Origin of the sequence: Streptomyces sp. JB150 (assembly GCF_011193355.1) — a bacterium.
GTDB lineage: Bacteria > Actinomycetota > Actinomycetes > Streptomycetales > Streptomycetaceae > Streptomyces.
On sequence record NZ_CP049780.1, the window covers coordinates 7,226,340 to 7,253,120 of the forward strand.

Here is a 26,781-nt window from a genome sequence, read left to right on the forward strand (position 1 = left end):
CCGCCGAGCCTAGCAGTCAGTCCGGGAGCAGGTCGCGCAGATTTTCGACGGTGATGATCCGGGAGTTCGAGGGCAGCCCGTCCGGCCGGGTCAGGCCGACGTAGGTGACCGGGCCGCGACCGTCCGGCAGGGGAGTCGTCCCGTCCCAGTGCGTCACGCTCGCCCCGCGCCCCGCCATCAGCCCCACCAGGTGACCGACCGTCAGATACTCGCGTTCGACGATGCCGCGCAGCAGCGTCGCCACCGACACATGGTTGCCCTCCACCCGGTTCGCCGACGGGTTCCCCGCGAGGTACAGGTGCAGCCACTTCGCGCGCCACCGGCCGTCGGTGCCGCGCAGGAACGCCAGGGGCAGCGCGACCCGGCCGGGCCCGCGCAGCTCCGACTTCGCCCGCACGGTGCGCGGCTCGAACGGCCGGCCCGCCTGCTCGCCGTCGCGCAGCATGAACCCGAAGAACGACTCCTCGGCCTCCTCGAACCCCTCCCCGGAGAAGATGTTGACCTGCGGGACGATGAACGCGCCCCGCACCGCCCCCAGCCGCAGGTTGACGAACTCCGAGGCGCCGTCGGGAGCGTCGGTGATGTCACCGGAGTGCTCGCCCTCCACCGCGGACAGGTTGGTGTACGACAGCCAGCCGCGGGAGCGGTAGTCGCGGTCCAGCATCAGCGCCGACAGGTCGTAGTCGGTGCTGCGGTCCGACTGCTTCCAGTACACGAAGAAGCGCAGCAGCTCACCGTCCACGGGCGACAGGGAACCACGCGGCAGGACGCCCGGACCGGACGCACTCGCCTTGCCGCTCAGCGGAAGCGCCACATCCAGCACGTCCGGATCCACCACCACCCGGTCCACCGCCGGAAGCCGGCGGCACGTCTCGTCGTCGAGCGCCGCGATCAGCCGCTCGCGCGCCGACGGCGCCACCGGCCGGCGGTCGTCACCGGTGACCCAGGCACGGCCCCGGCGCCCCACGAACACCCGGCGCCCGCCCGCCGCCGCGGAGCGGTTGTGCAGATGCTCCCGCACCGACAGCACCACCCGGCCCGACACCCGGCCCGCCACCTCCTCGGCCGCGGCCACCACCGCCAGACGCTCCTCCTCGGTCACGGACTCCCGCAGCAGCCGGTCCAGCGACCGGAACAGCCTGCCCGGCGCGGCCTTCAGCAGCCGCACCGCGCCCAGGACGTCACCCGCCGCGAACAGCTCCTCGACCCGGCCGTCGAGGGAACGCGCCTCCTTCACGCCGCGCGCGGCGGCGAACACCTCAGCGGCGTGCGGCCACCTCGGGTACTCGTGCGGGTGCAGACGCTCCCCGAGACGCTTGAAGGCCTCCCGGTGCGCGGTGACGTCGGACAGCTTGGCCGGCGAGGACGCCACCACCTCGTCGAGCCCCGCGAGCAGCGCACGGCGCACCGGCCGCGGCAGCGCCCGGAACCGGGTGGGCCGCAGCAGCGTCACGTCACCGCCGGACAGCGCGCACGCCAGCCGCAGCACGTCGGTGACCGTGTCCAGCAGCGGCTCCGCACCGGCCGCCAGGCGCGCCCGGTTGACGAGGGCGCGGTTCTCCCGCACGGGGATCTCCGCCGGCTGCGGCCCGTCCGCACAGTGGCCCGCGAGGAACTCCAGGTCCCGCAGACCGTCCTCACCCAGGGGGGTACGGCTCCCGGCCAGCGCCAGGTACAGCGCGGTGACCTCCTCGTCCAGCGGGCGGCCCGGGTGCAGCACCGTCACGCGGTCGCCCGCCGCCGGGATCAGCTCCTCGTGCGCGGCGAGCAGATCGGCGTACGTGTGCGGGTAACGGCCGTACGACGGCAAGGTGAGCAGGTCCACCACGCCCGTGCTCAGCTGGGCGAGGGTGCGCTCGCGCACGGAGTCGTCGGCGAGCGCGTCGGCGACGCAACGCGCCCAGAACCCCAGGGTGTCGGGCACGTTGGCCGGAAAGTCGAGGAAGTAGACGTTGGGCTGGACATGGTCGCCGACCGACTCCCGTACCGCGCCGAGAACCCGTACCGCCGTGTCGACGACCACGCCCTCGGACAGCCTCGACAGGCGCTCCAGGGCGGCCGCCGAGAGTTTGAAGCCCACCGACATCAGCGCGGCGTCGAACTGCCGGGCCGCCACGGTGGCCTTGCCCGCCGGTCCCCCGCTCTCCGCGGCCTCCGTGGCCTCGATGGCCGCCATGGCCTCGGCGGACTCCGCCGCCTGTGCGGCCTCCCCGGCTTCCGCGGGCAGGGGGACCCGATGAGTGTGCCGTACGACCAACTGTTCGAGCTTGTCACGCATCGCGGCATGATGGCAGAGACCGGAAACCGGCCGCACCGGGTTATGCCGCCGGGGGAGGACCCCCTCAGCCGTCGGCCGGTGTCTTCCCGCCGAGCGCGTCCGCCGCGGCGTGCAGGAAGGCGATCAGCTCGCGGACCAGCGCGGTCGGCCGCCGGCGGTGCACGACACTGATCTCGCGCGCCGGGCCCGGCCCCCGCAGCCGGTGGACCCGGACCCGGGGACGGTCCGCGCCCGTAAGCATGCTCTCCGGCACGAGCGCGCTGCCCAGCCCCGCGCCCACCAGCGCCAGGATGACGTGGTAGTCGGCGGACTCGTACGCCACGCGCGGCTCGAACCCGGCCCGCCCGGCCAGCGACTCCAGGCAGACCCGGTTCGGGATGCCCGGCGCGCCCGAGATCCACGTCTCGTCCGCCAGCCGGCCGACGCCGACGCCGCCGCGCGTCCCGCTGCCGGCGAGACGGTGCCCGGCGGGCAGCACCAGCCGCAGCGGATCGTCGAGGAGCGGCTGCCGCTCCAGCCCCGGATGCGGCGTCGGCGCGACACCCGGGTAGCGGTGGGTGATCAGCACGTCGAGGTCGCCCGACGTCACCAGCCCGTAGCCCTCGGGCGGTTCCAGGTCCACGAGCGACAACTCGGCCCCCGGGTAACGGTCCTGGAGCGCGGCCAGGGCCGCCGGCACCAGCACCTGCGCCGCCGTCGCGAAGGAGCCGAGCGCGAGCCGCTGCGGCTGCGCCCCGATCGCCGCGTCGACCGCGGCGCGCGCCTGCCGCAGCTCGCCGACGACGCGCTCCGCGTGCTCCACCAGCACGGCACCGACGGGGGTCAGCGTCACACCCGTCGGGCGCCGCTCCAGCAGCCGCGCGCCCAGTTCCGCCTCCAGCTTGGCGATCTGCTGCGACAACGCCGACGGCGTGAAGGAGAGCCGGCGGGCCGCCTCCGCGATGGACGCGGAGTGCGCCACCTCCATCAGCACCCGCAGACGGTTCACGTCCAGCTCTCGCCCCATGCGCCGATCGTAAGCATCGCTGAGGGCGGCTTACCGAACGTCGCTGGCGCTTGTGGCCGCGCCGCTGAAGCATGGGGTCTCGTGACGACCGAGACCTCCCTCCTCACGGCCGCCGACGTGCGCGCCGCCGCCGCCCGCATCCGCCCCCACGCCCGCCGCACGCCGCTGCTCGACCTCGAGATCGACGGCCGGCGGGTGCTGCTGAAGCTGGAGTACCTCCAGCGCGGCGGGTCCTTCAAACTGCGCGGTGCCCTCAACGCGATGCTGTCCGGGCCACTGGACCGGCACATCGTCGCCGCGTCCGGCGGCAACCACGGTCTGGCGGTCGCGACGGCCGCGTCGCTGCTCGGCGTCTCCGCCACGGTCTACGTCCCGGCCACGGCCCCCGAGGGCAAGGCCCGCCGCATCGAGGCCGGCGGCGCCCGGCTCGTCCGGCACGGCGCCACCTTCGCCGAGGCCGCCGCCGCGGCGGAGGCCCACGCGGCACGGCCCGGACACCGCTACCTCCACCCCTACGACGATCCGGCCGTCGTCGCCGGTCAGGGCACCGTGGCCGCGGAGATCGTGGCCGACGCGCCCGACGCCGACACCCTCGTGGTGGCGGCCGGCGGCGGGGGCCTGGCCGCCGGCACGGCACTCGCCGCCGGCGGGCGCCGGGTGGTGGCCGTCGAACCGGAGAACTGCCGGTGCCTGCACGACGCGCTCGCCGCCGGAGAGCCGGTCGACTCGCCGGTGGACTCCGTTGCCGCCTCCGCCACGGGGGCGAGCCGTGTCGGAGACATTCCGTTCGGTGTGCTCTCGGCGCGGCCGCGCGAGCAGGTGACGTCGGTGCTGGCCGGCGACGACGAGATCCTGCGGGCGCGCGACCGGCTGTGGGAGGAGTGCCGGATCGCCGTGGAACCGGCGGCGGCCCTGCCGTTCGCGGCGTGGCTGGCCGGCCGGGTGCCCGGCGACCTGCCGTGCCTGGTCCTGTGCGGCGCGAACACCGACTGGGTGGCGCACTGAGCTCGCGGCACTCGCCGATGCCGACGCCGATGCCGATGCCGACGCCGGGTGCCGTTCGGACCCTGCCACGGGGCCGGGCGCGCCCCCGTCCGGCGGGCGGGCCGATTCCCGACCCTCCGACGGTTGCCGCCGCGCAGGACGGGAAACCCGCCCCGGTGACGCGTGGGTGTGCCGACGGACGGAGGCGGGGAGATGGTTTCCACCACGAGAGAGGCGGCTGCGCCCGCGCTGCCGGCCGGTCTCAGGCTGCCGGGGATCGTGCTGGGCGTGGGGCTCGGCGGATTCGCCGACGGGATCGTGCTGCACCAGCTTCTCCGCTGGCACCACATGCTCACCAGCACCGACCAGGACCGCATCGGACTGAAGTACTACGACCCCGACACGGTGCCCGGACTGCAGATGAACACGGTGTGGGACGGCGTCTTCCACGTCGTGTGCTGGCTCGCCGTCCTGAGCGGGCTCGCCCTGCTCTACTCCCGGGTGACCCGCGACCGGCGCCGGGTGTGGACGTCGCGGGTGCTGTGGGGCTGGATGCTCGTCGGCTGGGGACTGTTCAACCTCGTCGAAGGCGTCCTGGACCATCACATCCTGGGCATTCACCACGTCTACGCCGGTGACGGCCAGCTCTGGTGGGACCTCGGCTTCCTGCTCCTCGGCGCGCTCCTGATGGCGGGCGGCTGGGCCCTGCAACGCGGCGGCCGGCCCTTCGACCCCGACGCCTCCGGTGACCGGCGGTCAGAGCGGCGGCGGAGCGCCTGATGGCATCCCCCCACCTTGCACCCGGACACCCCGCACCTGGCCACCTTCCACCCGGCCACCCGGCACACGACCGCCCCACCCCCGGCCGCCTGGCCCACGACCACCCCGCACCCGGCCACGGAGCGGGCGGCGGCCTGGCGGAGGCAGCGGAGGTCGTGCTGCCCGCACTGGCCCTCCTGGCCTGCGCGGCGGCCTACCTGTGGCTGGTCCACCGGGCCCGCCGCCGCAACCCCGTCCGGGGCTGGAGCCGCCGGCGCACCGCGAGTTTCCTCACCGGCCTGGCGCTGCTGGCCGTGGCCCTGCTGCCCCCGACGGCCACGGCCGCGCACGACGACTTCCGGGCGCACATGGTCCAGCACCTGCTGATCGGCATGTACGCCCCGCTGGCCCTGGTGCTCGCCGCCCCGGTCACCCTGCTGCTGCGCACGCTGCCGGCCGCCCGCGCCCGGCGTGTCACCACGGTGCTGCACAGCCGCCCCGCGCGGCTGCTCGCCCACCCGGCCGTCGCCCTCACCCTGTCCGTCGGCACCCTCGCCACGCTCTACTTCACCCCCCTTTACACCACCGCCACGGCCTCACCGCCCGGCCACTGGCTGCTGCACGTCCACTTCCTCCTGGCCGGCTGCCTGTTCGCCTACGTCATCGCCGGCGTCGACCCCGCCCCGTCCCGCCCCGGCGTACGCACCCGTCTCGTCTACGTCGGCATCGCGATCGCCGCCCACGCCGTCGTCGCCCAGCTGATCTACGGCGGCTTCTGGACAGACATCGACGCCCCCGCCCACGAGATCCGGACAGGCGGGGAGATCATGTACTACGGCGGTGACATCGCCGAACTCCTCCTCGCCGGCGCCCTGTTCGCCACCTGGCGCCCACAGCCCCGCCCCGCGCCCCCGGAGCGTGCGCCGGCGCCCCGCACCGGCTACGCGTGAGTGGCGGCGGCCACCCGGTCCGCGGTGGCCCCCCACGCCTGCGCGCACAGCGCCTTCTCGACCGTGTCCGTGTAGACGGCTGCGGCGAGCCAGGCGCGGGCGAACGGTGCGCTGTCGGAGGGGAGGAGACGCCCGAAGGCGTCACGGGAGCGGTGGGCGGCGGTGGCGTGCAGGTCGTCGAGGAGACCGCCTGCCGTGGCGAGGCCGAGCCGGCGCAGCCGCGCGCCGTCCGCGGCATCCCCGTGGGAGAAGGCGAGGACACGACGGCCTCCGGAGACCGCCTGGTGGACGCGGCGGCGCAGCAGGTGCAGCGGGGCCTCGTCCGCGGCGGGGAGGACCACGGGCGGGGCCGGGGCCGCGTCGGCGGGCAGGTCCGCGTGCTGGAGACGGTCCAGGCCGGCGTCGACGTGGGCGGTCGGATCGGTGGGGTGCTCGACGGCGAGCAGCAGGGCCCGGGGGAGTGGCCCCCGGGCCAGCCGGGCCACGACGCGGAGCCGGCTGCCCCGGGCGGCGGCGAGCAGGCGCAGGTTGTCGCGGCAGGGGAGCGCGGGATCGTCGTGGCCCGTCACCAGCCGCAGGGCTACGCCCGCGCAGTCGGCCAGCAGGCAGTCGCCCGCGGTCTCCCGGACCGCCCCAAGGACGGTCACCTCCAGGAACAGCAGGTCCCGTGCGCCGTCGAGCGTCTGGGCGACCTGCTCGGCGGCGGGTACGGCCCACAGCCGGTCCAGCGGCTCGGCGCGCCAATGCGCTCCGGCCGCGCGGACCGCCCGTACCGCGGCCCCCGCGCCGAGGCGGCCGGTCGGCGAGACGGTCGCACCGGACACGGCCAGGCCCGCCCGCGACAGTTCCCGGTGCGTCAGCGCGGTGTCGCCGATGCGTACGGTCCGGTCGGCGGCGCCGGTCGCCCGGGCGGGCCCGCCGGGTGCCACGTCCGACACCGAGTACAGACGGCCGTCGGCGTCGGCGGTCCACGTGACCGCGCCCGCGTAGCCCGTCGCCGTCAGGACCGGCTCCGAGAACAGGCCGTACAGCCGCAGCGAGCCGTCCGGGCGGTACGGCTGCCGGACCGTGCCGCGCAGTGCGCCCAGGTCCTCGCCCGTGGCGTCCGGGAGGCGGTGGGTGACACCGAGCGTGCCGGCCAGCGCGGCGACGAGGTCGGCCAGGCGGTATGCGGGGTCGGCGGAGCGGGCCGCGCGCACCCCGGTCACCACGGAGACCGCGGCGGCGGAGAGCCGGGGCAGGCCGGCGAGACGGGCGGTGTGCGCGGCGCGCAGCAGCTCCGCCTGGAGCACGGCGCCGGCACCGTCCGTGCCGGCTTCCAGGACGGCGGCCGTCGCGGCGTGCACCGCTGCGGCGGCGGCGCGCTGGTCCTCGGTGGCCGACTCGGGCTCCGGGCGCCCGGTGCGCCCAGCCGCCCCGTCCGGCTGTCCCGAGCGCGGCGGCGCCTCCGGCTCCGATCCCGTCGCGCGCGGCTCGTTCCCGGCCTCGGCGGGTTCGGCGGGTTCGGCTGCCGGGGGATGCTCGGCGACCGGCGCGGCGCAGGCCGCCGCCGCGCGGTGCAGACAGTCGGGGGCGAGCAGACAACCGCAGCGGATCGCGTCCGCGCTGGACACCGCCCCGCCGGACAGGTGCAGGACGACGTCCGTCTCGTCGTCGACGGCGATCCGTACGAGGTCGCCCGCACGGACCACCGGGCGGGCCGCGAGCTTGGCGACACCGGCGTCCAGCCGCTTGCGCAGGCGCGGCGAGAGCGCCTCGACGAGTTCGGCGGTGACGGACGGGGCGACCGGAGGCAGATCCGGGCTCATGCGATCTTCTCCCCTACCCAGCGGGCGAGTTCGAGCGGACTGAGAGCGGCGACGGGCATCCCCGCGGCGACGAGCTGACCGGCGACCCCGGTGGAGTAGCGGGGCCGGCCCGTGTCGTCCAGGCTGGCGCAGCCCAGGACATGGCAGCCGGCCGAGACCAGCGCGCGCACCTCGGCGAGCAGACCGCCGAGCGGATAGCCCTCCTCGAAGTCGCTGACGACCACGACGAGGGTGCGCGACGGCACGGTGACCAGCTCACGCGCGTGCCGCAGCCCGGCCGCGATGTGCGTACCACCGCCCACGCTCACCTCCAGCAGCAGCGACAGCGGATCGTCCACGTGCCCGGTGAGGTCGATGACCTCCGTGGAGAACGCCAGGAAGTGGGTGGACAGCGTCGGCACGCCCGCCAGCACCGAGGCGGTCAGCGCGGCCCACACCGTGGACGCCTCCATGGACCCCGACACGTCGGTGACCAGGATCAGCCGCCAGTCGGCGCTCCGGCGCGCCCGGGTGCGGAAGACGGGCCGCTCGGGGATCACCCGGACCGTGCCGTCCGGGGCGCGGCGCGCGGTCGCCAGGTTGGCCCGCAGGGTGCGGGGCAGGTCAAGGCCGCCGCCGGGCCGCCGGCTGGGGCGGGGGAGGGCCGTGCCGTGCAGGGCGGGGCGCAGACGGGTGGCCAGTTGCCGGGTCAGCGCGTCGACCAGGCGCCGGACGAGCGGGCGCAGCGCGGCCAGCCGGGCCTCCGGCAGCCCGCCCGCGTGGTGCAGCACGGTCCGCAGCAGGTCCACCGAGGGCCGCACGCTGTCCGCGTCCAGCTCGGCGAGCACGTCCCGGCGGCCCGTCGCGGCGGCCGCGGCCAGCACCTCTTCGCGGATGCCCGGCCCGAACAGCGCGGCCAGCTCCTCGGACCACTCCCGCACGCCGGGATACGGTGCCTCCCGCCCGCCGCCGCTTCCCCGGCCCGTCAGGTCCCCGCGGCTGCCCTCACCGCGTCCGCTGCCGTACAGCTCGTCCAGCGCGGTCGCCAGCGGCGCCAGGGACGCCGGGAGCCGTTCCGTACGGCGGCCGAGGAGCAGGCGCCAGCGGTCGGCGGGGGCGACGTGGTGATCGTCGGTTCGGGGTGCGGCCGGGAGAGCGGCGCCGGCGTCGGCCGTCGCGCCGGCCGGCGGAACGGTGCCGCCGGGCGCGGCGCTTGCTGCCGGCTTGCCGGCCCCGGCCGGGGCGGCGGTCCGTGCCGGGGCGGTGTCCCCCGTCGGGTGGCTGTTCGGTGTCGGCTCGTCCCCTGCCGGGCGGCCGTCCTCTGCCGGGCCGCCGTTCCCTGCCGGGTCTACGTCCCCTGTCGGATGGCCGTTCGCTGCAGGGCGGCTGTCCTCTGCCGAGCCGCCGTCCCCCACCAGGCCGCCGTCCCCCACCAGGCCGCTGTCCCCCACCAGGCCGCCGTCCCCCTCCGGGCCGGCGCTCGGCGTGGGCAGGAGGCCCAGTGACCGCAGGGTTTCGCGCGCCGCGAAGTCCGCCTGGGTCCACAGCGCGAGCGCCGCCGGGTCGACGCCGTGCGTGTCGGTGACCCGCTGGGTGTCGAGGCGCTGCTCCACGGCGGCCAGGAGCCGGTCGCGGGCCGCGGGGCTGAGGGTGTCGAAGCCGCCGCGCAGCGCGGGGAGCCGGTCGAGGAAGGCCCGGTCGGGCAGCTCGGACACCCGGGCGAGCAGCGGCTCCAGCGCGGGCGCCGCCGCCTCCAGCAGCGGACCCGCGGCGGTCAGCAGTCCGCCGAGCCGGGCGGTGAGCGCGGCGCGGGAGTCGGGGTCGGTGGCCCCGTCGACCCAGGAGGCCACCCGGTCGCCGAAGGCCCGCGCGTCCTCCTGCCCGAGCAGCACGCGTACGGCACCGGCGGCACCGCGCATCAGCGGGGAGCCGTCGGCGGCCAGGCGGGCCAGGGCGTCGGCGAGCCGGATACCGCCCGGCACGTCCGCCCGGTGGGCCAGTTCGAGCAGGGCGCGGGCGTCGGCGGGGTCCTCGGACCCGGTCAGCCCGTCCACCTGCCGTACCGCCGCGGCCGTCAGCAGCTCGGCGACGGCGGTCACCCTCGCCACCCGGTGCGCCTCGGAGTCCAGCCCGGGAACGTGCCCGGCCCGCAGCCGGTCCAGGAGGGCCAGCGCGGCCAGCAGCTCCGGCAGGGTACCGGCCTGGGGCAGGACGTCCGCGACCTCGTCGAGCCGCTCGTCCGCCAGTCCGGGCAGGCCGCACTCCGCCGCCTGCCCGAGTCCCGCGACAGCCTGCGCGGCCGTCGGTCCGCCCTCGTCCCGCTCGGCGCGCCACCGCTCCCGCAGGACCCCTTCGGCGGCCTGCGCGGCGGTCACCCCGCGCACGCCGGCCGCGGTCAGCATGGCCGCAGTGGCGGGCGTCCACCGCACCACCCAGCGGGTGGTCAGCGCCTCGGTGCCGCCCGCGCCGACGACCTCCTTGGCCTCCCCGTACGGCACTCCGCACACCGTCAGCCGGCGCAGCAGCAGCTCCCGGCTCCGGTCGAGGCCGGAGCGCAGCGGATCCAGCCGCAGGTCGCGCGAGGTGCCGGAACCGCCCGTCTCCGGACCGGGCAGGCCCAGCCGCGCCACCTCCGCCTCGACCGCCGGGGCGAGACCGCTGCGCGGCGCCTGCGGGGCGGGGCGCCCGCTGCGCGTGCCGACGAGCACCCGCTCCATCGCCCGCGCGACCGCCCGGCCGCGCCCGTACGGCTCGCCCTGCGCGAGTACCGTCTGCACCGCCTCGACCAGCTCACCGCGGCCCGCCGCGGGCAGGCCGCGTAGCCGGGCCAGGTCCGAGGCGAGCCGGCTGATCTCGCGCGCGTCGGCGGGGCCCGAGGGGTGGCCGAGGGCGCGCAGTTCGGCGCAGACGCGGACGGCCGCCCGCGTCAGCGCCTCCTCCAGCGCCGCCGGATCGCCGGCCGCGCGCAGGACCATGTCCTGCCACTCCGGGTCCCGGATGCCGGCCGGATAGCCGGACCGCTCGTCGAGGAGGGCGTACGTGTACGGGATCAGCGAGGTCGTCCAGGCGGCACCGGTGCCCGCGGCGTCCTGCCGTGCGACCGCCGGGGAGGAATCGGTGTCCGTAGCCTCCCGCCGCACGGCCGCCGGAGCGGAATCAGTGCCCGCGGCGTCCCGTCGTACGACCCCCGCACCGGATCCGTCACTTCCGGTGTCCTGTCCCACCAGCGCCGGAGCGTGGAACGCACCGACCACCACGGCCGCCCGCTCGCCCCGTGCCGTCGCCTCGGCGAGCCGGTCCCGCATCCACTGCTCGCGCCGCAGGTCCAGCTCCGGCACCCCGCCGGAGGCGATCGCGTCCTCGCGCAGCGCCCACCCGGTGAGCAGGGCCGCCCGGCGCAGCGCCTCCGGCGGGGAGCCGGGAGCCGTGGCCTCCACGAGCCGGTCCCACAGGTCGTCCCCGGGACGCCCCGTCAGCCGGGCCCGCAGCGCGGTGCCCAGACCGGGGCCGCCGGGATGGCGCCCCGCGGTCGGCCGCCCCTCACGCCACGCGCGGTCGGCGAGCGGCAGATCGCAGGCGACCACCGGCACCCCGTGCCGGGCGGCCCAGCGCACGGCGGCCAGCTCGGGCGAGAAGTCGGCGAACGGGTAGAACGCCGGCCCCTCAGCGCCGCCGCCGTCGCCGGGCGCGGCGGCCAGGGCGACCGGGGCCCGCGTCTGCGCGTGCCCCAGCCAGGGCAGCCACTCCTGCATCTCGGCGGGCAGTTCGACGAGCAGCACGTCCGGCTTCGCCGCGTCCAGCAGCGCCGGCACGGCGGCGGCCAGGGAGGGCGCGTGGTGCCGTACGCCGATGAGGCAGGGCGCGGACGGGGAGGTGAGCGCGGCGAGCGCCTCGTCGGGCGAGAGGCGCGCACCGCCGGGAGAGGGCGCGCCGGTCGCGGCGGCGGGCCTGGGGGACAGGGACACGGTGCTCAGCCCTCCAGGACCGTACGCAGGTCCCACAGGGTGCGCCAGGTGGCGGAACCCTGCTCGGCGCGGCGCCGCACCGGACCGTCCCAGTAGCCGCGCAGCCGGGCGGCGTCCGCGGGGTCGTCCTTGCGGACCACGCCCAGCAGATGCCCCGGCAGCAGGCCGAGCACGTCACGGTCGCCCGGGAAGTACGCCGCCGCCAGCGCGAGCGCCCCGGCGACCGAGACGGCCTCCGCGGTGCTCATCACCGTGGACGGCCGCTCCACCTCCCAGCCCTCCGCCGAGCGGCCCTCCCGCAGGTCCCGGAAGGCGGTGACCAGAGCCTCCAGGACGGCGTCGTCGACCTGGAACGGCGCCCCGGCGCGCGCCACGGAGGCCTGCGCCTGGCCGCGCACCAGCGCGATCTCCGCGTCGATGTCCCCGATGGGGCCGACCGTCTCGAAGTTGAAGCGGCGCTTGAGGGCCGCGGACATCTCGGAGACGCCCTTGTCGCGCAGGTTGGCGGTGGCGATGAGGTTGAAGCCGGGCGCCGCGTGCGCCAGGGCGTCCTCGGTGCCCGCCAGTTCGGGCACCGCGATCCGCCGCTCGGAGAGCAACGACACCAGGGAGTCCTGCACTTCGGGCAGGCAGCGCGTGACCTCCTCGACGCGGGCGATGGCGCCCCGCGACATCGCGGTCAGGACGGGGGAGGGCACGAGCGCTTTCCGGCTCGGGCCCTGCGCCAGCAACAGGGCGTAGTTCCAGCCGTACTTGAGCTGGTCCTCGGTCGTTCCCGCCGTCCCCTGCACCACCAGGCCGCTGGTGCCGCACACCGCGGCGGACAGCAGCTCCGACAGCATCGACTTGGCCGTGCCGGGCTCGCCGACGAGCAGCAGACCGCGCTCCCCGGCGAGCGTCACCACGCACCGCTCGACCAGCGCCCGGTCACCGACGAACTTCCCCTCGACCACCAGCCGGCGCGGCACGCCGTCCGGCACCTGCGCGTCGTCCAGCAGCTTCAGGGCCTGCCCGTCGCTGCCCATGACGAACGTGACGACCGCGCGGGGCGTGAGCCGCCACGCGGGCGGACGCGGCCCGTCGTCGTACGCGGCGAGGAAGGCCAGCTCGGTCGCGTACCGGTCCTCGGGCGGGACGATCTGACGGGACGGGGACGGGGACGGGGACGGGGCCGGGGCGGGGGAGAGGGTGGTGGTCATCGGCTGGGGTTCTTCCGGACGCGGGTGGACGGAGGTCGGGTGCGGAGGGCTGTCGGCCGGCCGTGGCGGGCCCTCAGCCGCACGTGAGCGGGCGGCCGTCGGCGATCGACCGGTGGCGGCCGACGGCTGGTCGACGGCCGCCACCGGCGAGTCGGCGGTGACCGCAGGTGACTGATCGGCGGTGACCGCAGGTGACTGGTAGGCGGTGACCGCAGGTGACTGGGGAGCGGCCGGAGGCCGGTCGGTCGCGGTCACCTGCGGCGTCCCTTGCGGGTCGCGCGGGTGGTCAGTTCCTCGTAGGCCGGGGCGTCACCGGCGCGGACGCGGTCCCAGGCGCGCTGGAACAGCTCCGGCACCGGTATCAGCGGCACCGCGCGGGCGTGCGTGCCGACCGGGTAGAGGCCCTGCTTCCAGACCTCGACCGGCAGCGCGGGCGACTTCAGGTCGAGCCAGCCGCACGGCAGGAACAGCGTGCGTCCGGCGCGCGCCCGCTTGGCCTCGACGACCAGGGCGCTCGCCGCGAGTTCCGTGCGCGCCTTCTTCATGCGGGCGGGCTTCCAGCCCGTCCAGCGGGCGCAGTTGCGGTCCGTCGGGTCGGGCAGGGCCAGCAGCTGCAGATAGAGCGCCGCCGCGTCCTCGCCCACACCGTGCGCCCGAGCGACCTCGGCGACCAGGCCGGGCACGCTGACGGCCGGATCCTGGGCGTACCCGGTGGCTTCCCGCGCATCCGTCCCGGCCGCGACCGCGCGGGTGAGGTCCTCGCTCAGGATCGTCCGCAGCGCCCGCATGCCGTGGCCCTGCGCCGGCCCCATCAGACCCTCGACCAGCCCGAACACCGGGTCGTCCGCGCTCGTGAGGGCACCCGTGCGGACCAGGACGGCCTCGTGCTCGCCGTACCAGGGCCGCAGCACCAGCGCCTCGCCCACGGCGGTCAGCCCCCGCGCGTCGGCACCGCCGGCCGCCGGCATGCCGTACGCCTTGCGCAGTTCCACGGCGGCCGACGTGCCCTTCTCCGTCCACGCCAGGTCCAGGTCGAGCAGCAGCCCCGGGTCCGCGACGCGGCGGCGCAGCGCGGTCAGCGCGCCGGGCAGGGCGGCGCGCAGGGGATGCCCGTACGGCAGGGAGTAGGCGAGCCCGGTCAGGGCGGCCACGGCACGCGACAGGTCGTAGCGGCCCGGCACCGCCTGCGGGTCCTCCGCCACCAGCTCGCCGTCCTTGCCGAGCCGCTGCACGGTGGTGCGGCTGAGCCAGGGCGTGCGCTGCGGGTTCAGCACCTCTTCGGCGGAACCCGTGGGCAGCCCGGCCAGCGACTGCTCCCCGGCCAGCTCTTCGGGCAGGCGGACGACCCCGGCGAGCCGCTCGGCCCACACCCGGCCCGCCGCCGCCGTGTCCGGCCCGGCCGTCCACAGGTCCGCAGGGTTCTCGGGCAGCAGCGCGCCGACGAGCGCCGTCCGGTCGTCCGGCGCGAGCCAGCCCAGCAGCGTGTCGCCGAGCTCCTTCTGCCGCGGCTTCAGACCGGTCGCGGCGATCACCTCGTCGGTGAGCTGGGCCGGTCTGCCCGCGACCAGCAGCGCGGCCTGCACGGGCCCCAGTCCGTCCCGCGTCGCGGCGACCAGGGCGGCGGGCGCGTCCGGCTGCCAGGGCGCGGGCCCCTTCTCGCGGATCAGTGCGGTCACCGCGGCCAGCGCGTCGGCCGGGAACACCGGAGGGTACGCGGTCTCCCGCTCCAGCGTGAGGTGCGCGACCGCGCCGAACACACCGGCCGGGTCGTGGTCCAGGGCCAGCCAGTGCACACGCCCGTCGCGGTGGTCGACGCTCTGGCAGCCGAGGACGACGACCGTACGGCCGTCCCGGCGCAGCACCTGGCCGGCCCGCTCCTGCCCGCTGTGCGGCTCGCTCAGCACGACCTCGCGCAGCGCCCCGGCGGACGCGGCCAGGGGCCCTTCGGTGATCGCGTCGAAGAGCAGCAGCAGTGCCTCGCGGTGCGTCGGCGTCACGGTCGGCGACGCGGCACGGTAGGCGAGCGGGCGCAGCAGCTTGAGCACGGAAGGCCACAGCAGACCGATGAGGGGAACCGTGAACTCGTCGCTGCGCCACCCGCCGGCGGGCCCACCGGTCACGGTGGCTCCAGCGGTCCCGGCGGCCGTCACAGCCCCGGCGCCGGCGAGCCGGGCGGACTCGGGCAGGGGCTTGCCGTCGGCCGGCTTGCCCGACAGGACGTGGTTCACGGCGCGGATCTGCCGCAGCGCGTTCCAGCGCTGGTCGCTGCCCCACCAGCCCGGGAGGACGGCGAGCCCGGCCACGGCCTCGCGCAGGGTCTGGTCGTCGCCGTTCTCGGGGCGGTAGTCGGCGAACATGCCCTCGGCGCGCTGGACGTCGACCTCCGGCCGCTGCACCGGAGGCGCCACGAACGTGGCGATCGACTCCGCCAGGCGCAGCGCGCCACGCGTGACCCCGGCGACACCGGCGAGCACGTGCGGCTCGGTGAGCGCGGGCAGACAGCGCGAGACGGTCTCCCGCAGGACCGCCTCGGCGGACGGCACGGCGGGCTGCCCGGCGGCGGCCCCCGTGGCGTTCCCGGCCGCGGACGTCGTCCGCGCGGCCCGCGCACGCGCTGTGCCGGTCCCGCCCGTGGCCGCCGCCCCGGCCTTCGCCAGGGCCGCCGCGGCCGCGGCCTTCGCCTGCCGCTCGGCCAGCGCCTGAGCCCCGGCGCGCAGCACCTCGCCCGCCTCGGCGTCGCTCAGCGCCCGCAGCAGCGCCGACGCGGCCTCGTCGCGGGGCCGCAGCGCGTGCCAGAAGTCGGCCGGGGGAACGAGCCGCGTTCCCGCGGCGAACTCCCCGCCGCGCGACAGCGCCGTCACCCGGCCCGTCTCCCGCACGCCGCCGTCGCCATCGCCGTCCGCCGTGAAGAAGGCGATCTGGCGGTGCAGTGCGACGGCGACCGGCTCGGCGCCGCCGGGCAGCCGCAGCGCGCCGAGCGGAACGCCCGGCATCCGGCCGTGCGCCGTCGCCACGGTGACGGTGCGGCCGTCCGGCGTGCCGACGGTGGTGCGGGCCTCGTCGCCCTCGCCCTCGGTGCGCACCCAGCGGCCGAGCACCGTGCCGTCCGTGCCGAACGGGCTGTGCTCGAGACCCGGCTGGAGCGGCAGCACCGAGCAGTGCTGCTGGACCAGGGTGGCACCCTCGCGGATACCGGTCCGCAGGAACGCGGGCAGCGAGGCGCGCCCGTGCGTGCCGGTGGCCGGGTCGTACTCCAGCCACACCTGCTGCCGTCCCTGCCGGCCCTGGCGCCAGTACGAGGTGCCGTCGCCGAGGACGGGCCGGGCGGGCGGCAGTTCGGTGTCGCCGGCGTGCAGGGCGCGGCCACCGGTGGCGCGGCCGCCGCCCGGCAGCGGGATCGAGGTCTCGCCCGCCTCCCCGCCGCCGTACCAGCGCTGCAACCGCTCGCCGCCGAGGGGGAACACCTCCGACGGGCGCGCCGACCAGTAGCCGTAGTGCTTGCCGTCGTGCCACCACATCACCAGCAGCTCGCCGTCGGTGTAACGGAACGACGGGCGCTGCCAGCGGTCCAGGGGCACGGGCAGGCGCAGGTCGTGCTCCAGCAGGATCTCCTGCGGGCCCACGACGATCGCCTTGTCCCGGCGGGCGACGATCAGCGCCGGCCAGGCCTCCTGGACGGTGAGACTGTCGTCGCGGTCGGTGCGGGTCTCCGCGTCCAGCCGCCGCAGCGCCTCGTCGAGGGCGGGCCAGCCCAGCTCGTCCGGGATGCCGGCGCGCAGGGTGCGGCCGAGCAGCGGCGCGAGCTCGACCGCGGCGACCCGGGCGACGGCCTCGGGGCTGATCCGGGCGGCGACCGCGCGGAACGGGCGCAGCCGCTCCAGCGCGGCGCCCACGGCGGGCAGGGTGGTCGCGCCGGCCAGTTCGGCGGCCGCGTCGTCCAGCCACTCGCGCAGCACGTCGGCGAGGACCGGGTGCCCGGCCAGCCCGTCCAGCAGCGCCGGGCCGGGGCGGTGGCCGCTCAGGTTGCCGACCGCGGTGTACAGCAGGCGCCGGCAGTGCGGATGCGCGGCGACGGCCGTGAGGTCCCGTCGCTCCGGCCGGGTTTCCTGCAGCCACTGGCTGAGGGGCAGGAAGACCTTCCCGTCGGCCGCGGGCAGGGTCAGCGGTATGCCCTGCGCGACGCACAGGTCCAGCAGGTCGAGGTCGGCACCGGCCTGCCAGCGGCCGGAGAACAGGTCGACGGGGCGGCCCTGGGCGCGCAGCCGCGGGGCCATGCGCTCCACGAGGGCGAGGGTGGCGGGGGAGAGCATGCTGTACGCGGCGCCGTGCTTGCGGTGCAGCGCCCAGCGGCCGAGCCACTCCGCCGCGTCGACTCCGTCGGTCCCGCCGGAACCGTCCGTCCCGTGAGGGCCGTTCGTCGTCCCGTCCGCCGTCCCGTCCGCCCTCCCGGTCTCGCCGGTCAGCAGCCGTTCGGCGCCGGTCTCCGCGAGCAGCGCCAGCCAGAACTCGTCGTCGTCGAGAGAGCGGCCGAGACCGGCCGGCATGATCTCCAACAACCGCGCCCGTACGGCGGGTTGCCGCTGGGCCAGGGTGACGAGCGTCGCCCGGTAGGTGTTCCAGAAGGACGCGGGAGCCCGGACCGCCGCGGGGGAGGCGAGCAGGTCGGCGACCAGGGCGCACTCCTCGGTGAGCCGGTCCAGGCCCGCGGCCTTGATCAGGGCGCGCGCGTCCTGGGGCAGCGACGCGTACGGCGGCATACCGGCCGCGCAGCGCTCCACGGTCAGCTGCCGGAACTGCGCCCAGGCCTCGGCGGGGCTGAGCCGCGCCGAGAGCGCCTTCACATGTTCCTTGAGCGCCTTCACCGTGAGCGCGCCGGCGAAGGCGAACTCCAGGAACACGGCACGCTGCCGCTCCTCGTCCACGGCGAGCGCGTGCACCCGCTCCGCCTCGCGGGCCTTGCCGAAGAAGGCGGCCGCGTAGGTGGTGTTGTCGTGCTGGAGGAAGACGCGGGCGGCCTGCTCGTAGAAGGTGGGCAGGAAGTGCGGCACGGCCCGGCCGAGCCGCTCGCCCAGCGCCTCGAAACCCTCCTTGGCGGTGCCGGGACGGGACTTGGCCTGCCGGGCCAGCCGCTCGACGTCCTTCACCAGCGCCAGCGCGTGGTGGCCGTTCGCCGGGTCGTTGACCAGGGCCCACGCCGGGAAACCCAGTGCCTCGCGGCGCACTTGGCCGACCTCGCTGGTCTCCGGGTCCCGGACCAGTCCGAGGAAGTCCATGGCGAGGTCTTCCGCCTCGCCCAGGGTGCCCGGCACCAGCCGTACGATCGTCCGCTGGTCCAGCGCGGGGTGCGTGTACGTGCGCACGGTCAGGACGTCGGCGTCCTCGCGGTCCGTGGTGCCCGGGGGCAGGATCGCGCCGGCGTCAAGCAGCGCGGCCGACGTGGCGGCGTCGTAGGTGAACCCGTCGTGCACCGCGCCGCCGTTCGCGGACCCGTCGTACGCCGACCTCTCGTGGGTCGATCCGTCGTGCGTGATCGCGTCGTCGACCGTCATGCCGCGCGCTCCTCGTCCTCGATATCGCGCCCGGCATACAGTGCGGCCGCCATACGCATGCCCTCGGACCAGGCAACGGGTCCGATCCGTCCCAGCTTCAGCACTCGGCCGGCCGGGTCGGTGAAGACCAGGGGGCCGGTCTCCGTCTCCTCGTAGCCGTCGTAGTCGCCGACCCACACGCGGGCCTCGACCGTACGGCCGTCCTCCAGCACGGAGCACACGGCGTGGCCGCCGCGCACGCGGTAGCCGAGCTGGGTCGCCCGGCCGTGCAGGAAGCGCAGTTCCTTGAAGGCGCCGCCCGCGTAGGTCTCGACGGAGGTCGCCTCGGCGTCGAGCGCGGCGGGCCGCCGCCACACCTCGCGGAAGAGCTGCTGGGCGCGCTGTTCGACGCCCAGCTCGACGGCGAACTCCCGCAGCTCCTCCAGGTCGTCGAGGAGCACGGGGTGCGGCAGGCGCACCAGTCGCGGGGTGAGGCGGACGGTGTCGCCGTCGAGGTCGACGACGCCGAGTCCGCGCTCGGCGTCGGCGTCCCGCAGGAACCCGGCGACCGCGCCGTCCGCCCCCGTCACCACCAGGTCGCGCAGGGCGGCCCGCCACGCCGGGTCCGGCCACACCCGCACCAGGACGGCGAACGGCACCGGGAGCGAGCGCACCATCCACCGCTCCACGTCGGCCAGGCACTGCCGTTCGTGGCGCTCCAGCCACTCGGCGAGCTGACGCAGCCCCACCACCGCCGGATCATCGGCGATCTTCGGCGGTACGGACTTCAACTTCCGCCCGGCCGCGTTGCGGCACACCACCTTGCCGTCGTCGAGGGCGACCTCATAGCCGCCGGCCGACACCCACCCCATCGATGTGCCTCCCGCACCCGCAGTGATCAAGTGACGGGAACTGTAGAGCAGGGCACTGACAACGGGGTTCGGGGGTCAGACGGCGCTCTCCTTTTTGCCCGGGTCTTCGGGGCGCCGGGTCTCCGGGCGCAGGGGCTTCAGGGCTTCTCCTGGCCCGTGAGCCGCTACTTCTCCTCCTCGAAGTCCTCCGACCTGACGCCTGCCTCCTCCAGCGCCTCCTGCATGCTGCGGCCGGCGCCCTCCTCGTGCTTCGCCTGGCCGCGCTCCTGGTCGGGGCGCGTGGCCGAGGTGTCCTCGGTCTTCCCCGTCTTCGGGCGGTTCTCGTCGGGGACGGTCATGTCTCTCATCCCTCCGTACGGCCGGGGTCCGGTCTTCGATCGACGCGTGCCCGAGTACCCGTCCGAGGGCCCGGCACTGCATAGCGTCGGCGTGCCGGGTTACCCGCAAGGCATGACCAAACCTGACAAAAAGCCCGAATCCGAGATCCGTGAGGACGAGGAGAAGCGCGCGGAGTCCCAGCCCTTCAGCTACCCGTACCCCGAGCGGCGCTCGAACGTGCGCGCCGTCCGGCACATCAGCCGCGCCGAGGCGGACGAGGACAGCGTCCCGGGCGTCCCCGGCGGCTACGGCACCAGTGGCGGCGGCCAGCCCAGCCGTTCCGGCAGCGGAGCCGACGAGGCGGACCCCGACCAGCACTGAGAACCACCGAGATCACCGAGAACCGCTGAGAACCACCGAGAACCACGACGACGCCACGCACGGGGCCGTCCCGCGGCCCCGTCGGGCAGAACGGTCACGGCGCGCATCATGGACGACACCACCGACGGCGCGGTCGAACTGCACTTCATCGGCAACGCGACCGTCCTGCTGCGCTACGGCGGGCTCACCCTGCTCACCGACCCCAACTTCCTGCACCGGGGACAGTACGCCTACCTCGGCTACGGCCTGCTCAGCCGCCGCCTCACCGAGCCCGCGCTCGGCCCCGGCGACCTGCCCCGGCTCGACGCGATCGTCCTCTCGCACCTGCACGGCGACCACTGGGACCGCCGGGCCCGCCGCGAACTGGACCACGCCGTCCCCGTGCTCACCACGCCGCACGCCGCACGCAGGCTCCGCGTGGTGCACCGCTTCCCCCGCACCGCGGGCCTGCGCACCTGGCAGGGGCTGACCCTCCGGCGCGGTGACGACCAGGTGCGGGTGACGGCGCTGCCGGGACGCCACGCGGCGCACCTCGTGCTGCGCGGCCTGTTGCCGCCGGTGATGGGCAGCATGCTGGAGTTCGGTCCCGCCGGAGGGCCGCCCAGGATGCGGCTGTACGTCTCCGGCGACACCGTCGTCCACGACGGCCTCGACGAGATCGCCCAGCGCTTCCCGGCCGCCGACCTGGCCATCCTCCACCTCGGCGGCACCCGCCTGCCCGGCGGCTTCGTGGTCACCATGGACGGCGCTCAGGGAGCGGAGCTGGCCCGCCGCCTCGACCCGCGCCTTCTGCTGCCGGTCCACTACGGCGACTACACGGTCATGCGGTCGCCCCTGGAGGCGTTCCTCACCGAGATCGAGGCGCTCGGCCTCGGCGACCGCGTCGTCCACTGCGGCCACGGCCACCGCGCCCGCATCACCCCCACCCTCGGAGCGGCCCCGACGGTCGTCTGACGGCGCACACACCTCCTGGCGACCGCCGACTCCCGCGCCGAACCGTCTGTGCACGGGGTCCCCGGCCCGCTCCCGTACGGGAGTCGCCCTGCGCGGGTCCGTCGGACTTGCCGGCGAGCACCTCTAGAACCGTGCACCGCACTCCCGCACCGCCGCACCGCACTCAGTGAAGAGACCGATCGTGCCCGTGACCGCCACGGCGGCCTCCTCCGCCGCCCTGCTCCCCGCGCATCTGGTCGCCCCGGCCGAGCCGAACACCACCACGGCGCACCAACTGGCCGCCGCGGTCGACCGGCCGCTCGTCGCGACCGGGGCCACCGTCGGTCAGGGAAGGATCGAGTCGACGTATCCGCCGTCGACCCGCAGTGCCCCGCCCGTCGTGGCCGAGGCCTGCTCGGAGCTGAGGTAGACGACCATGTGGGCGATCTCCTCCGGCTCGATCAGCCGCTGGAGCAGGGACTGCGGTCGGTGCTCGCGCATGAACCTGCGCTGGGCCTCGTCCCAGGGCAGGTCCCGGTCCACGAGTTCGTACACGAAGTCCTCGACGCCGCCGGTGTGGGTGGGCCCGGCGATGACGGAGTTCACCGTCACCCCCGTGCCCGCCGCCTTCTTGGCGAAGCCGCGGCTCACCGCCAGCAGCGCGGTCTTCGACATGCCGTAGTGGATCATCTCCGCCGGGATGACGACCGCCGAGTCGCTGGCGACGTACTGGATCCGGCCCCAGCCGCGCTCGGTCATCCCGGGCAGGTACTGCCGGGTCAGCCGTACGGCGGCCAGCACGTTCACCTCGAAATAGCGCCGCCACTCGTCGTCGGTGATCTCCAGCGGGTCGGCGGCGCCGAAGACCCCCAGGTTGTTGACGAGGATGTCCACCCGGGGCAGCAGCTCCGCCACCCGGGCCGTGCCGTCCTCGGTGGTCACGTCGGCGGACACCGGCACCAGGTCGGCGCCGGGCGCCTGCCCGGCCAGCGACTCCACGCTCTGTGCCACGCGCCGCTCGTCACGGCCGTTGACGCCCACGCGGGCCCCGGCCCTGGCGAGGGCCACGGCGATGGCCGCGCCGATGCCCTGGGTGGAGCCGGTGACCAGCGCGGTGCGTCCTGTCAGGTCGATGTGCATGAGAGGGCGGGTTCCCTTCGGAGGCGGACGGATGCCCGTCAGCGCGGAGCGGCGGGCCCGTACGCCCCGGCGGCCCGGCGCAGGACGGCCTCCGCGTCGGCGACCGTCCGCCGTACGATCTCGGCCGCCGGGAGGACGTCGTGGACGAGCGCCGCGGACTGCCCGGTGAACGGCAGGAACTCGTGCCCCCGTCCGCCGCGCATGGCCTCCAGCAGCCGGGGGCCGGCCTCCGCCGGGTCCACCCGCTCGGGATGCTCTTCGGCCTCCTCGGCGAACGGCGTGCGCAGGGAGCGCGGAACGCCGTAGGCGCCCGGCCGGGAGAACGGCGGCAGGTACCGGTCGCTGTGGGCCAGTTTGATCGTGTCCCGCGCGTCGGCGGCGACGATCCGCTCCTTCCACTCCCCGGCGATCCGCATCTCCACCGAGGCGAGCAGCCGGGTACCGATGACCACGCCCTGAGCGCCCAGCGCCAGCGCCGCCGCCAGCCCCCGGCCGTCGGCGATCCCGCCCGCTGCGACGACCGGGATGTCTCCCGCGACATCCACCACCTGCGGCACCAGCACCATGGTCGACACCTCGCCGCCCTGGCCGCCCGCCTCACCGCCCTGCGCGACGATGACGTCCACGCCCGCGCGCACGGCCTGCCCGGCCTGGTCCACGTCCATCACCTGCTGGATCCACAGCACGCCCGCGTCATGCGCGCGCCGCACCAGGTCCCCGGGCACCCCCAGGTGGAACGAGACGGCCGCCGGACGTTCGGCCAGGGTCGCCTCGAACGCCTCCTCGTTCAGCGGCCGCAGGGTGTGGTTGATCGCGAACGGCCGGTCGGTCGACTCCCGCATCCGTGCCCACTGACGCCGCAGATCGGGCAGCGGGCGCACCGCCGTGCCCAGACTGCCGAGCCCCCCCGCCTCGCACACCGCGGCCGCGACCTCGACCTGATCGAACGGTCCGAACGGCGCACCGATGACCGGCACCTCGATCCCGAGCACGTCGCACAGCGGCGTCCGCACGGTTGCCACCTCCTCCGGGCACCGCGACCGGGAGCAGCGGGGCCACTACCGACCATGCTGCCCCGCGGCCCGCCCCGGCGCATGACGACCGCCCCCGCGCCCGACGACCGCCCCGGCGCATGACGACCCCCTCGGCGCCCTACGAACACTCGGGCGCATGAGAGACCTCCGGCGCATGAGAGACCTCCGGCGCATGAAAGACCTCCGGCCCATGACGCCCTACGGCGTTCGCGGCCTACGCCGCTCGGCGTCGCGCCGGAACACGGCTCAGCACGCCCGTCGTCAGCCGCCGGTGACAACCCCGCGTCACCGCCCCACCAGATCACGCTCCTCCCCGTCGGCCTGCGGCAGCAGGACCGCGTGGCCGCCGTGGTGGAGGGGGGTGTCCACCCGGAGGCGGTGGGTCTCCTGGCCGGCCGTGGCGTCGACGAGGTGGATCTCGCCGTGGCCGCCGCGGGTCACGGCGACCCAGTCGGCGCCCGGTGACGCGGCCACCGCGCGGCGCTGGACGCCCTCCCACGGGGTGCCGCCGCGCCGGGGCGCGCCGTCCATGGCGGGCAGGGGGACAGGGGAGACGGCTCCGTCCGCGCTCAGCAGGATCAGCTCGTCGCCGTCGGGATGGACGCGGGCGAACGCGGTGTGCGCGCGGGCGAGGGCCAGGCGGAAGACGAGGCCGGGACCGAGGTCCGTGCGGGCCGTGGTCCCGGTGTGCAGGTCGTACCGCCAGGCCTGGTTGGTCCACTCCGGCCAGCGCAGCGGGTCCGCGGGGCCGCCGCGCAGCGTCGACCACAGGGCGCGCCGCCGCGGGTCCAGGCGCAGGTACCAGCCGCGGGCGGGCGCGCCCCAGGGGATCACCGGCTCCGACACGAGGTGGTCGCCCTCCCGGCGCGCCCGGTGCACGCCCTCACCGGTGGCCGCGAACACCGTCGCCGTACGCGGGTCCTGGGCGTCGCCGTGGCCGTCGCCGGGCAGCGGAAGGCGGGCGACCGGGGTGACGGGCGGGCAGCCGGGGGGCGCGGCGAGCAGGTCGGTGACGCGGTGGACGGCCAGGGAGCCGGGCTCGCGGTGGCGGAGGACGAGGAGCGGCCGGTCGGGTCCGAGCACCGTGACACCGGGCTCGCCCGCGCGGGTGCGCACCCGTACGGCGTCCCCCGTGGCGAGATCGACGACGGTGAGCAGGTCCGACCACGGCGCGGAGTTCTTGCCGAGCCCGGTCGTCACGGCCACCCACCGGCCCGAGGGGTCGGTGGCCAGGTGTTCGGCGGGTACCGCCACGGGTATCGCCGCCGCCAGGAGTCGCGGGCCGGACGGGTCGAGCACCAGCAGCTCGCCGCGGCGGTCGTCGACACAGGCCACCCGGCCGCCCGGCAGGGCCAGGAAACCGGCGTGCTCGGAGAGATGACGGCCCGGCAGCCGGCCCGCCTCCGCCCCGTCCGGCACGGTCACGAGATGGACGCATCCGTCCACGTGGTCGGAGACCAGGAGCAGCGGTTCGGTCGTCATCGGCGGCCCTTCGTCGGCACATTGAGCGTGTCTGAAAATGATTATCATGTATGGTCGGTGCGTTTCCGGACCACGAGAACACTCAGCACACTCACGACAAGAAACGAGGGCACCGATGCTGCGCTCACCCCTGCGAGCCATACGGCGCGGACTGGCCGCCGTGATCCTGGGTTCCGTCCTGGTGGGATGCGGCGCCTCCGCCGACACCTCGACCGAGAGCGGGGCGGCCGCCGACGACGCGAAGGCCGACGTCACCGATGTGACGGTGGACCCCATCAAGGAGACCCTGCGGCTGACGGACGCGCGCGGCGTGACCGTCTCCCTGAAGAAGAAGCCCGAGCGCATCGTCTGCCTGGTGGCGCTCTGCGACGACATCCTGACCGAGCTGGGCATCGTCCCCGTCGCCACCAACAGCCAACTCCTCGCCCAGCCGGGCTTCCTGGGGGAGGAGAAGGCGAAGGAGGTCGCGGTCGTCCCCGGCGGGTTCATCGCCCCCGAGGTCGAAGCGATCCTCTCCCACAAGCCCGACCTGGTGATCGGGCTCGAGGACACCCACGGCAAGCTCGCCCCCGCGCTGAAGGGCGCCACCACCTTCTGGCCCGTGCAGCCCGCCAAGTGGCAGGACAGCGTGGGCTATCTGCGCGACGTCGCCGCCCTCACGGGCCGCACCGCCGAGGGCGAGAAGGCGGAGAAGGCCTTCCGCGTCAAACTGGCCGCCGCCGAGCGGAAGAAGAGCGACAAGACCGCACTGATCATCTACGGCAGCGACGAGAACTTCGGCGTCGCCACCCCCGGCACCGACGTGGTCGCGGGCCTGTTCCCGAAGCTCGCCGAGTACCCCTGGAAGTCGCGCGGCGTCGAGGGCAGTTACAGCCTCGAGGAAATCCTCGCGAGGGACGTCGACGTGCTGTTCGTCGAGACGATGAGCTTCGGCGAACCGGACGGCAAGCTGTCCGAGAAGCTGGCGAAAAACCCGCTGTGGGGCAAGATCCCGGCCGTGAAGAACGGCGACGTCCACGAGGTCAACTCCGAGGTGTGGGCCAAGGGACGCGGCACCCGCTCACTGGGCCTCGTCCTCGACGAGGCCGTGGCCGCGCTGCGGTGAGCACGCCCACCCGCACCGCGGCACCGGCGGAGGCCCCCTCCGCCGGTGCCGGCGCGCCGAAGCGGCGGCCGGGAGCCCGGCGCTGGACCCAGGCGGCGGCCCTGACCGCCCTGCTCGCACTCGCGGCATGGTGCGCGCTGTGCCTCGGCACGCCCTACGTCCCGCTCCACCGGCTGTTCGGCGGCGACGAGATCACCCGCGTCGTGGTCACCGAACTGCGGGTGCCCCGGCTGGTCCTCGCGCTCGTCGCCGGGGCCTGCCTGGGCGCGGCGGGACTGGTCCTGCAGGAAGCGCTGCGCAACCCGCTGGCCGTCCCCGAGATGCTGGGCGTGTCCTCGGGCGCCGCCCTAGGCGTCGCCGCGCCCCTGGTGCTGGCGGTCACGCTTCCGGCGGCCGTCCAGCCCCTGCTGGCCATCGCCGGGGCCGCGCTCGGCGGCGGACTGACCCTGCTCGCGGCCGGACTCGGGCGCAGCCCTTCCGCCGTCCTGCTCACCGGGGCCGCGGTCGCCGCCGCCCTGCAGGCCGCGCTGCTCGTGCTCATGGTGATGGCCGACCAGCTCGACCTCCAGCTGATCTACCGCTACCTGCTCGGCTCGCTGTCCGCACGCACCTGGGACGACGTGACCGGGCTGTGGCCGTGGCTGCTGATCGCCGTCCCCGCGCTCGTGCTGTGCGCCCCGGTCCTCGCGGTGCTGCGGCTCGGCGACGACGACGCGGAGGCGCTGGGCGTGCGGGTGCGCCGGGCCCGGTTCACGGCGCTCGCCGTCGCCGTCGTACTGATCGCCCCGGTGACCGCCGTGTGCGGCCCGGTGGCGTGGGTCGGCTTCCTCGCCCCGCACCTGGCCCGGCGCCTCAACCCCCGCTCCGACGCCGTGCGCTGGCTGCCCTGGTCGGCGGCGTGGGGCGCGGCCGTGGTGGCCGTCGCCGACGTTCCCGCCCGGCTCGCCCTGGCCCCCACCGAGACCCCCGCCGGCGCCTGGACGGCCCTGCTCGGCGTCCCGGCCGGGGTGGCACTGCTGCGGAGGGCGCGATGACGGCACGGATACTCGGCACGCCCGCG

At 75.8% G+C, this 26,781-nt stretch carries 18 protein-coding genes; 7 read left to right on the forward strand and 11 right to left on the reverse strand.

From position 1 onward, the window contains the following. Nucleotides 1–16: 16 nt before the first annotated feature. Nucleotides 17–2,176, reverse strand: a complete 2,160-nt coding sequence (locus tag G7Z13_RS32860; protein ID WP_166005528.1) for a TerD family protein — start codon at nucleotides 2,174–2,176, stop codon at nucleotides 17–19. 166 nt (nucleotides 2,177–2,342) lie between these two features. Continuing rightward, entirely contained in the window at nucleotides 2,343–3,284 is a 942-nt protein-coding gene (locus G7Z13_RS32865) for a LysR family transcriptional regulator (protein WP_166004349.1), read from the reverse strand. Between the two features lie 81 nt (nucleotides 3,285–3,365). On the opposite strand from G7Z13_RS32865, the gene G7Z13_RS32870 reads away from it, so the two are divergent. From G7Z13_RS32870 to G7Z13_RS32880, 3 genes are all read left to right on the forward strand, one after another. Next, nucleotides 3,366–4,289, forward strand: a complete 924-nt coding sequence (locus G7Z13_RS32870) for a serine/threonine dehydratase (RefSeq protein WP_166004351.1) — start codon at nucleotides 3,366–3,368, stop codon at nucleotides 4,287–4,289. 192 nt (nucleotides 4,290–4,481) lie between these two features. Further along, on the forward strand, nucleotides 4,482–5,048 hold the full coding sequence (locus G7Z13_RS32875; RefSeq protein WP_166004352.1) for a DUF2243 domain-containing protein: 567 nt from the start codon (nucleotides 4,482–4,484) through the stop codon (nucleotides 5,046–5,048). Beyond that, complete coding sequence (locus G7Z13_RS32880; RefSeq protein ID WP_166004354.1) at nucleotides 5,048–5,977, forward strand: cytochrome c oxidase assembly protein; 930 nt, start codon at nucleotides 5,048–5,050, stop codon at nucleotides 5,975–5,977. Before G7Z13_RS32875 ends, G7Z13_RS32880 begins: the two co-directional genes overlap by 1 nt. Here the strand turns inward: G7Z13_RS32880 and G7Z13_RS32885 are convergent. The 6 genes from G7Z13_RS32885 to G7Z13_RS32910 form a co-directional block, all read right to left on the reverse strand. Further along, a complete protein-coding gene (locus tag G7Z13_RS32885) occupies nucleotides 5,968–7,785 on the reverse strand; it encodes a hypothetical protein (RefSeq protein WP_166004356.1) in 1,818 nt (605 codons plus the stop codon). The two genes, G7Z13_RS32880 and G7Z13_RS32885, sit on opposite strands and share 10 nt — an antisense overlap. Continuing rightward, a complete protein-coding gene (locus tag G7Z13_RS32890) occupies nucleotides 7,782–11,723 on the reverse strand; it encodes a DUF5682 family protein (protein WP_166005530.1) in 3,942 nt (1,313 codons plus the stop codon). The genes G7Z13_RS32885 and G7Z13_RS32890 overlap by 4 nt, the downstream gene beginning before the upstream one ends. Before the next feature lie 11 nt (nucleotides 11,724–11,734). Beyond that, nucleotides 11,735–12,928 carry an AAA family ATPase gene (locus G7Z13_RS32895; RefSeq protein ID WP_166004358.1) on the reverse strand — a complete coding sequence of 398 codons (1,194 nt, stop codon included), beginning with the start codon at nucleotides 12,926–12,928 and terminating at the stop codon, nucleotides 11,735–11,737. A gap of 251 nt (nucleotides 12,929–13,179) precedes the next feature. Then, on the reverse strand, nucleotides 13,180–18,477 hold the full coding sequence (locus tag G7Z13_RS32900; protein WP_240926434.1) for a hypothetical protein: 5,298 nt from the start codon (nucleotides 18,475–18,477) through the stop codon (nucleotides 13,180–13,182). After that, nucleotides 18,474–19,328, reverse strand: a complete 855-nt coding sequence (locus tag G7Z13_RS32905; RefSeq protein ID WP_166004359.1) for a DUF4132 domain-containing protein — start codon at nucleotides 19,326–19,328, stop codon at nucleotides 18,474–18,476. The genes G7Z13_RS32900 and G7Z13_RS32905 overlap by 4 nt, the downstream gene beginning before the upstream one ends. Before the next feature lie 164 nt (nucleotides 19,329–19,492). Next, nucleotides 19,493–19,666: a hypothetical protein gene (locus G7Z13_RS32910; protein WP_166004361.1), complete on the reverse strand. Its 174-nt coding sequence runs from the start codon at nucleotides 19,664–19,666 to the stop codon at nucleotides 19,493–19,495. 112 nt (nucleotides 19,667–19,778) lie between these two features. On the opposite strand from G7Z13_RS32910, the gene G7Z13_RS32915 reads away from it, so the two are divergent. Then, nucleotides 19,779–20,027 (forward strand): hypothetical protein, encoded by a 249-nt coding sequence (locus G7Z13_RS32915; RefSeq protein WP_165994901.1) that lies wholly within the window; start codon nucleotides 19,779–19,781, stop codon nucleotides 20,025–20,027. 108 nt (nucleotides 20,028–20,135) lie between these two features. Further along, complete coding sequence (locus tag G7Z13_RS32920) at nucleotides 20,136–20,981, forward strand: MBL fold metallo-hydrolase (protein ID WP_166004363.1); 846 nt, start codon at nucleotides 20,136–20,138, stop codon at nucleotides 20,979–20,981. 324 nt (nucleotides 20,982–21,305) lie between these two features. On the opposite strand, the gene G7Z13_RS32925 is transcribed toward G7Z13_RS32920, so the two are convergent. The 3 genes from G7Z13_RS32925 to G7Z13_RS32935 all read right to left on the reverse strand — a co-directional run bounded on the left by G7Z13_RS32925 (nucleotide 21,306) and on the right by G7Z13_RS32935 (nucleotide 24,616). Further along, entirely contained in the window at nucleotides 21,306–22,100 is a 795-nt protein-coding gene (locus G7Z13_RS32925) for an SDR family oxidoreductase (protein ID WP_166004365.1), read from the reverse strand. A gap of 38 nt (nucleotides 22,101–22,138) precedes the next feature. After that, nucleotides 22,139–23,113 (reverse strand): nitronate monooxygenase, encoded by a 975-nt coding sequence (locus G7Z13_RS32930; protein WP_166004367.1) that lies wholly within the window; start codon nucleotides 23,111–23,113, stop codon nucleotides 22,139–22,141. Nucleotides 23,114–23,419: 306 nt separating this feature from the next. After that, nucleotides 23,420–24,616, reverse strand: coding sequence for a hypothetical protein (locus G7Z13_RS32935; protein WP_166004369.1), 1,197 nt, complete (start codon nucleotides 24,614–24,616; stop codon nucleotides 23,420–23,422). A gap of 115 nt (nucleotides 24,617–24,731) precedes the next feature. On the opposite strand from G7Z13_RS32935, the gene G7Z13_RS32940 reads away from it, so the two are divergent. Both G7Z13_RS32940 and G7Z13_RS32945 read left to right on the forward strand, forming a co-directional pair. After that, the gene (locus G7Z13_RS32940) at nucleotides 24,732–25,721 is read left to right on the forward strand and encodes an ABC transporter substrate-binding protein (RefSeq protein ID WP_206313183.1); all 990 of its coding nucleotides are present in this window, start codon (nucleotides 24,732–24,734) and stop codon (nucleotides 25,719–25,721) included. A 101-nt stretch (nucleotides 25,722–25,822) separates the two neighbouring features. Beyond that, nucleotides 25,823–26,755, forward strand: a complete 933-nt coding sequence (locus G7Z13_RS32945) for an iron ABC transporter permease (RefSeq protein WP_166005536.1) — start codon at nucleotides 25,823–25,825, stop codon at nucleotides 26,753–26,755. Nucleotides 26,756–26,781: the final 26 nt, after the last annotated feature.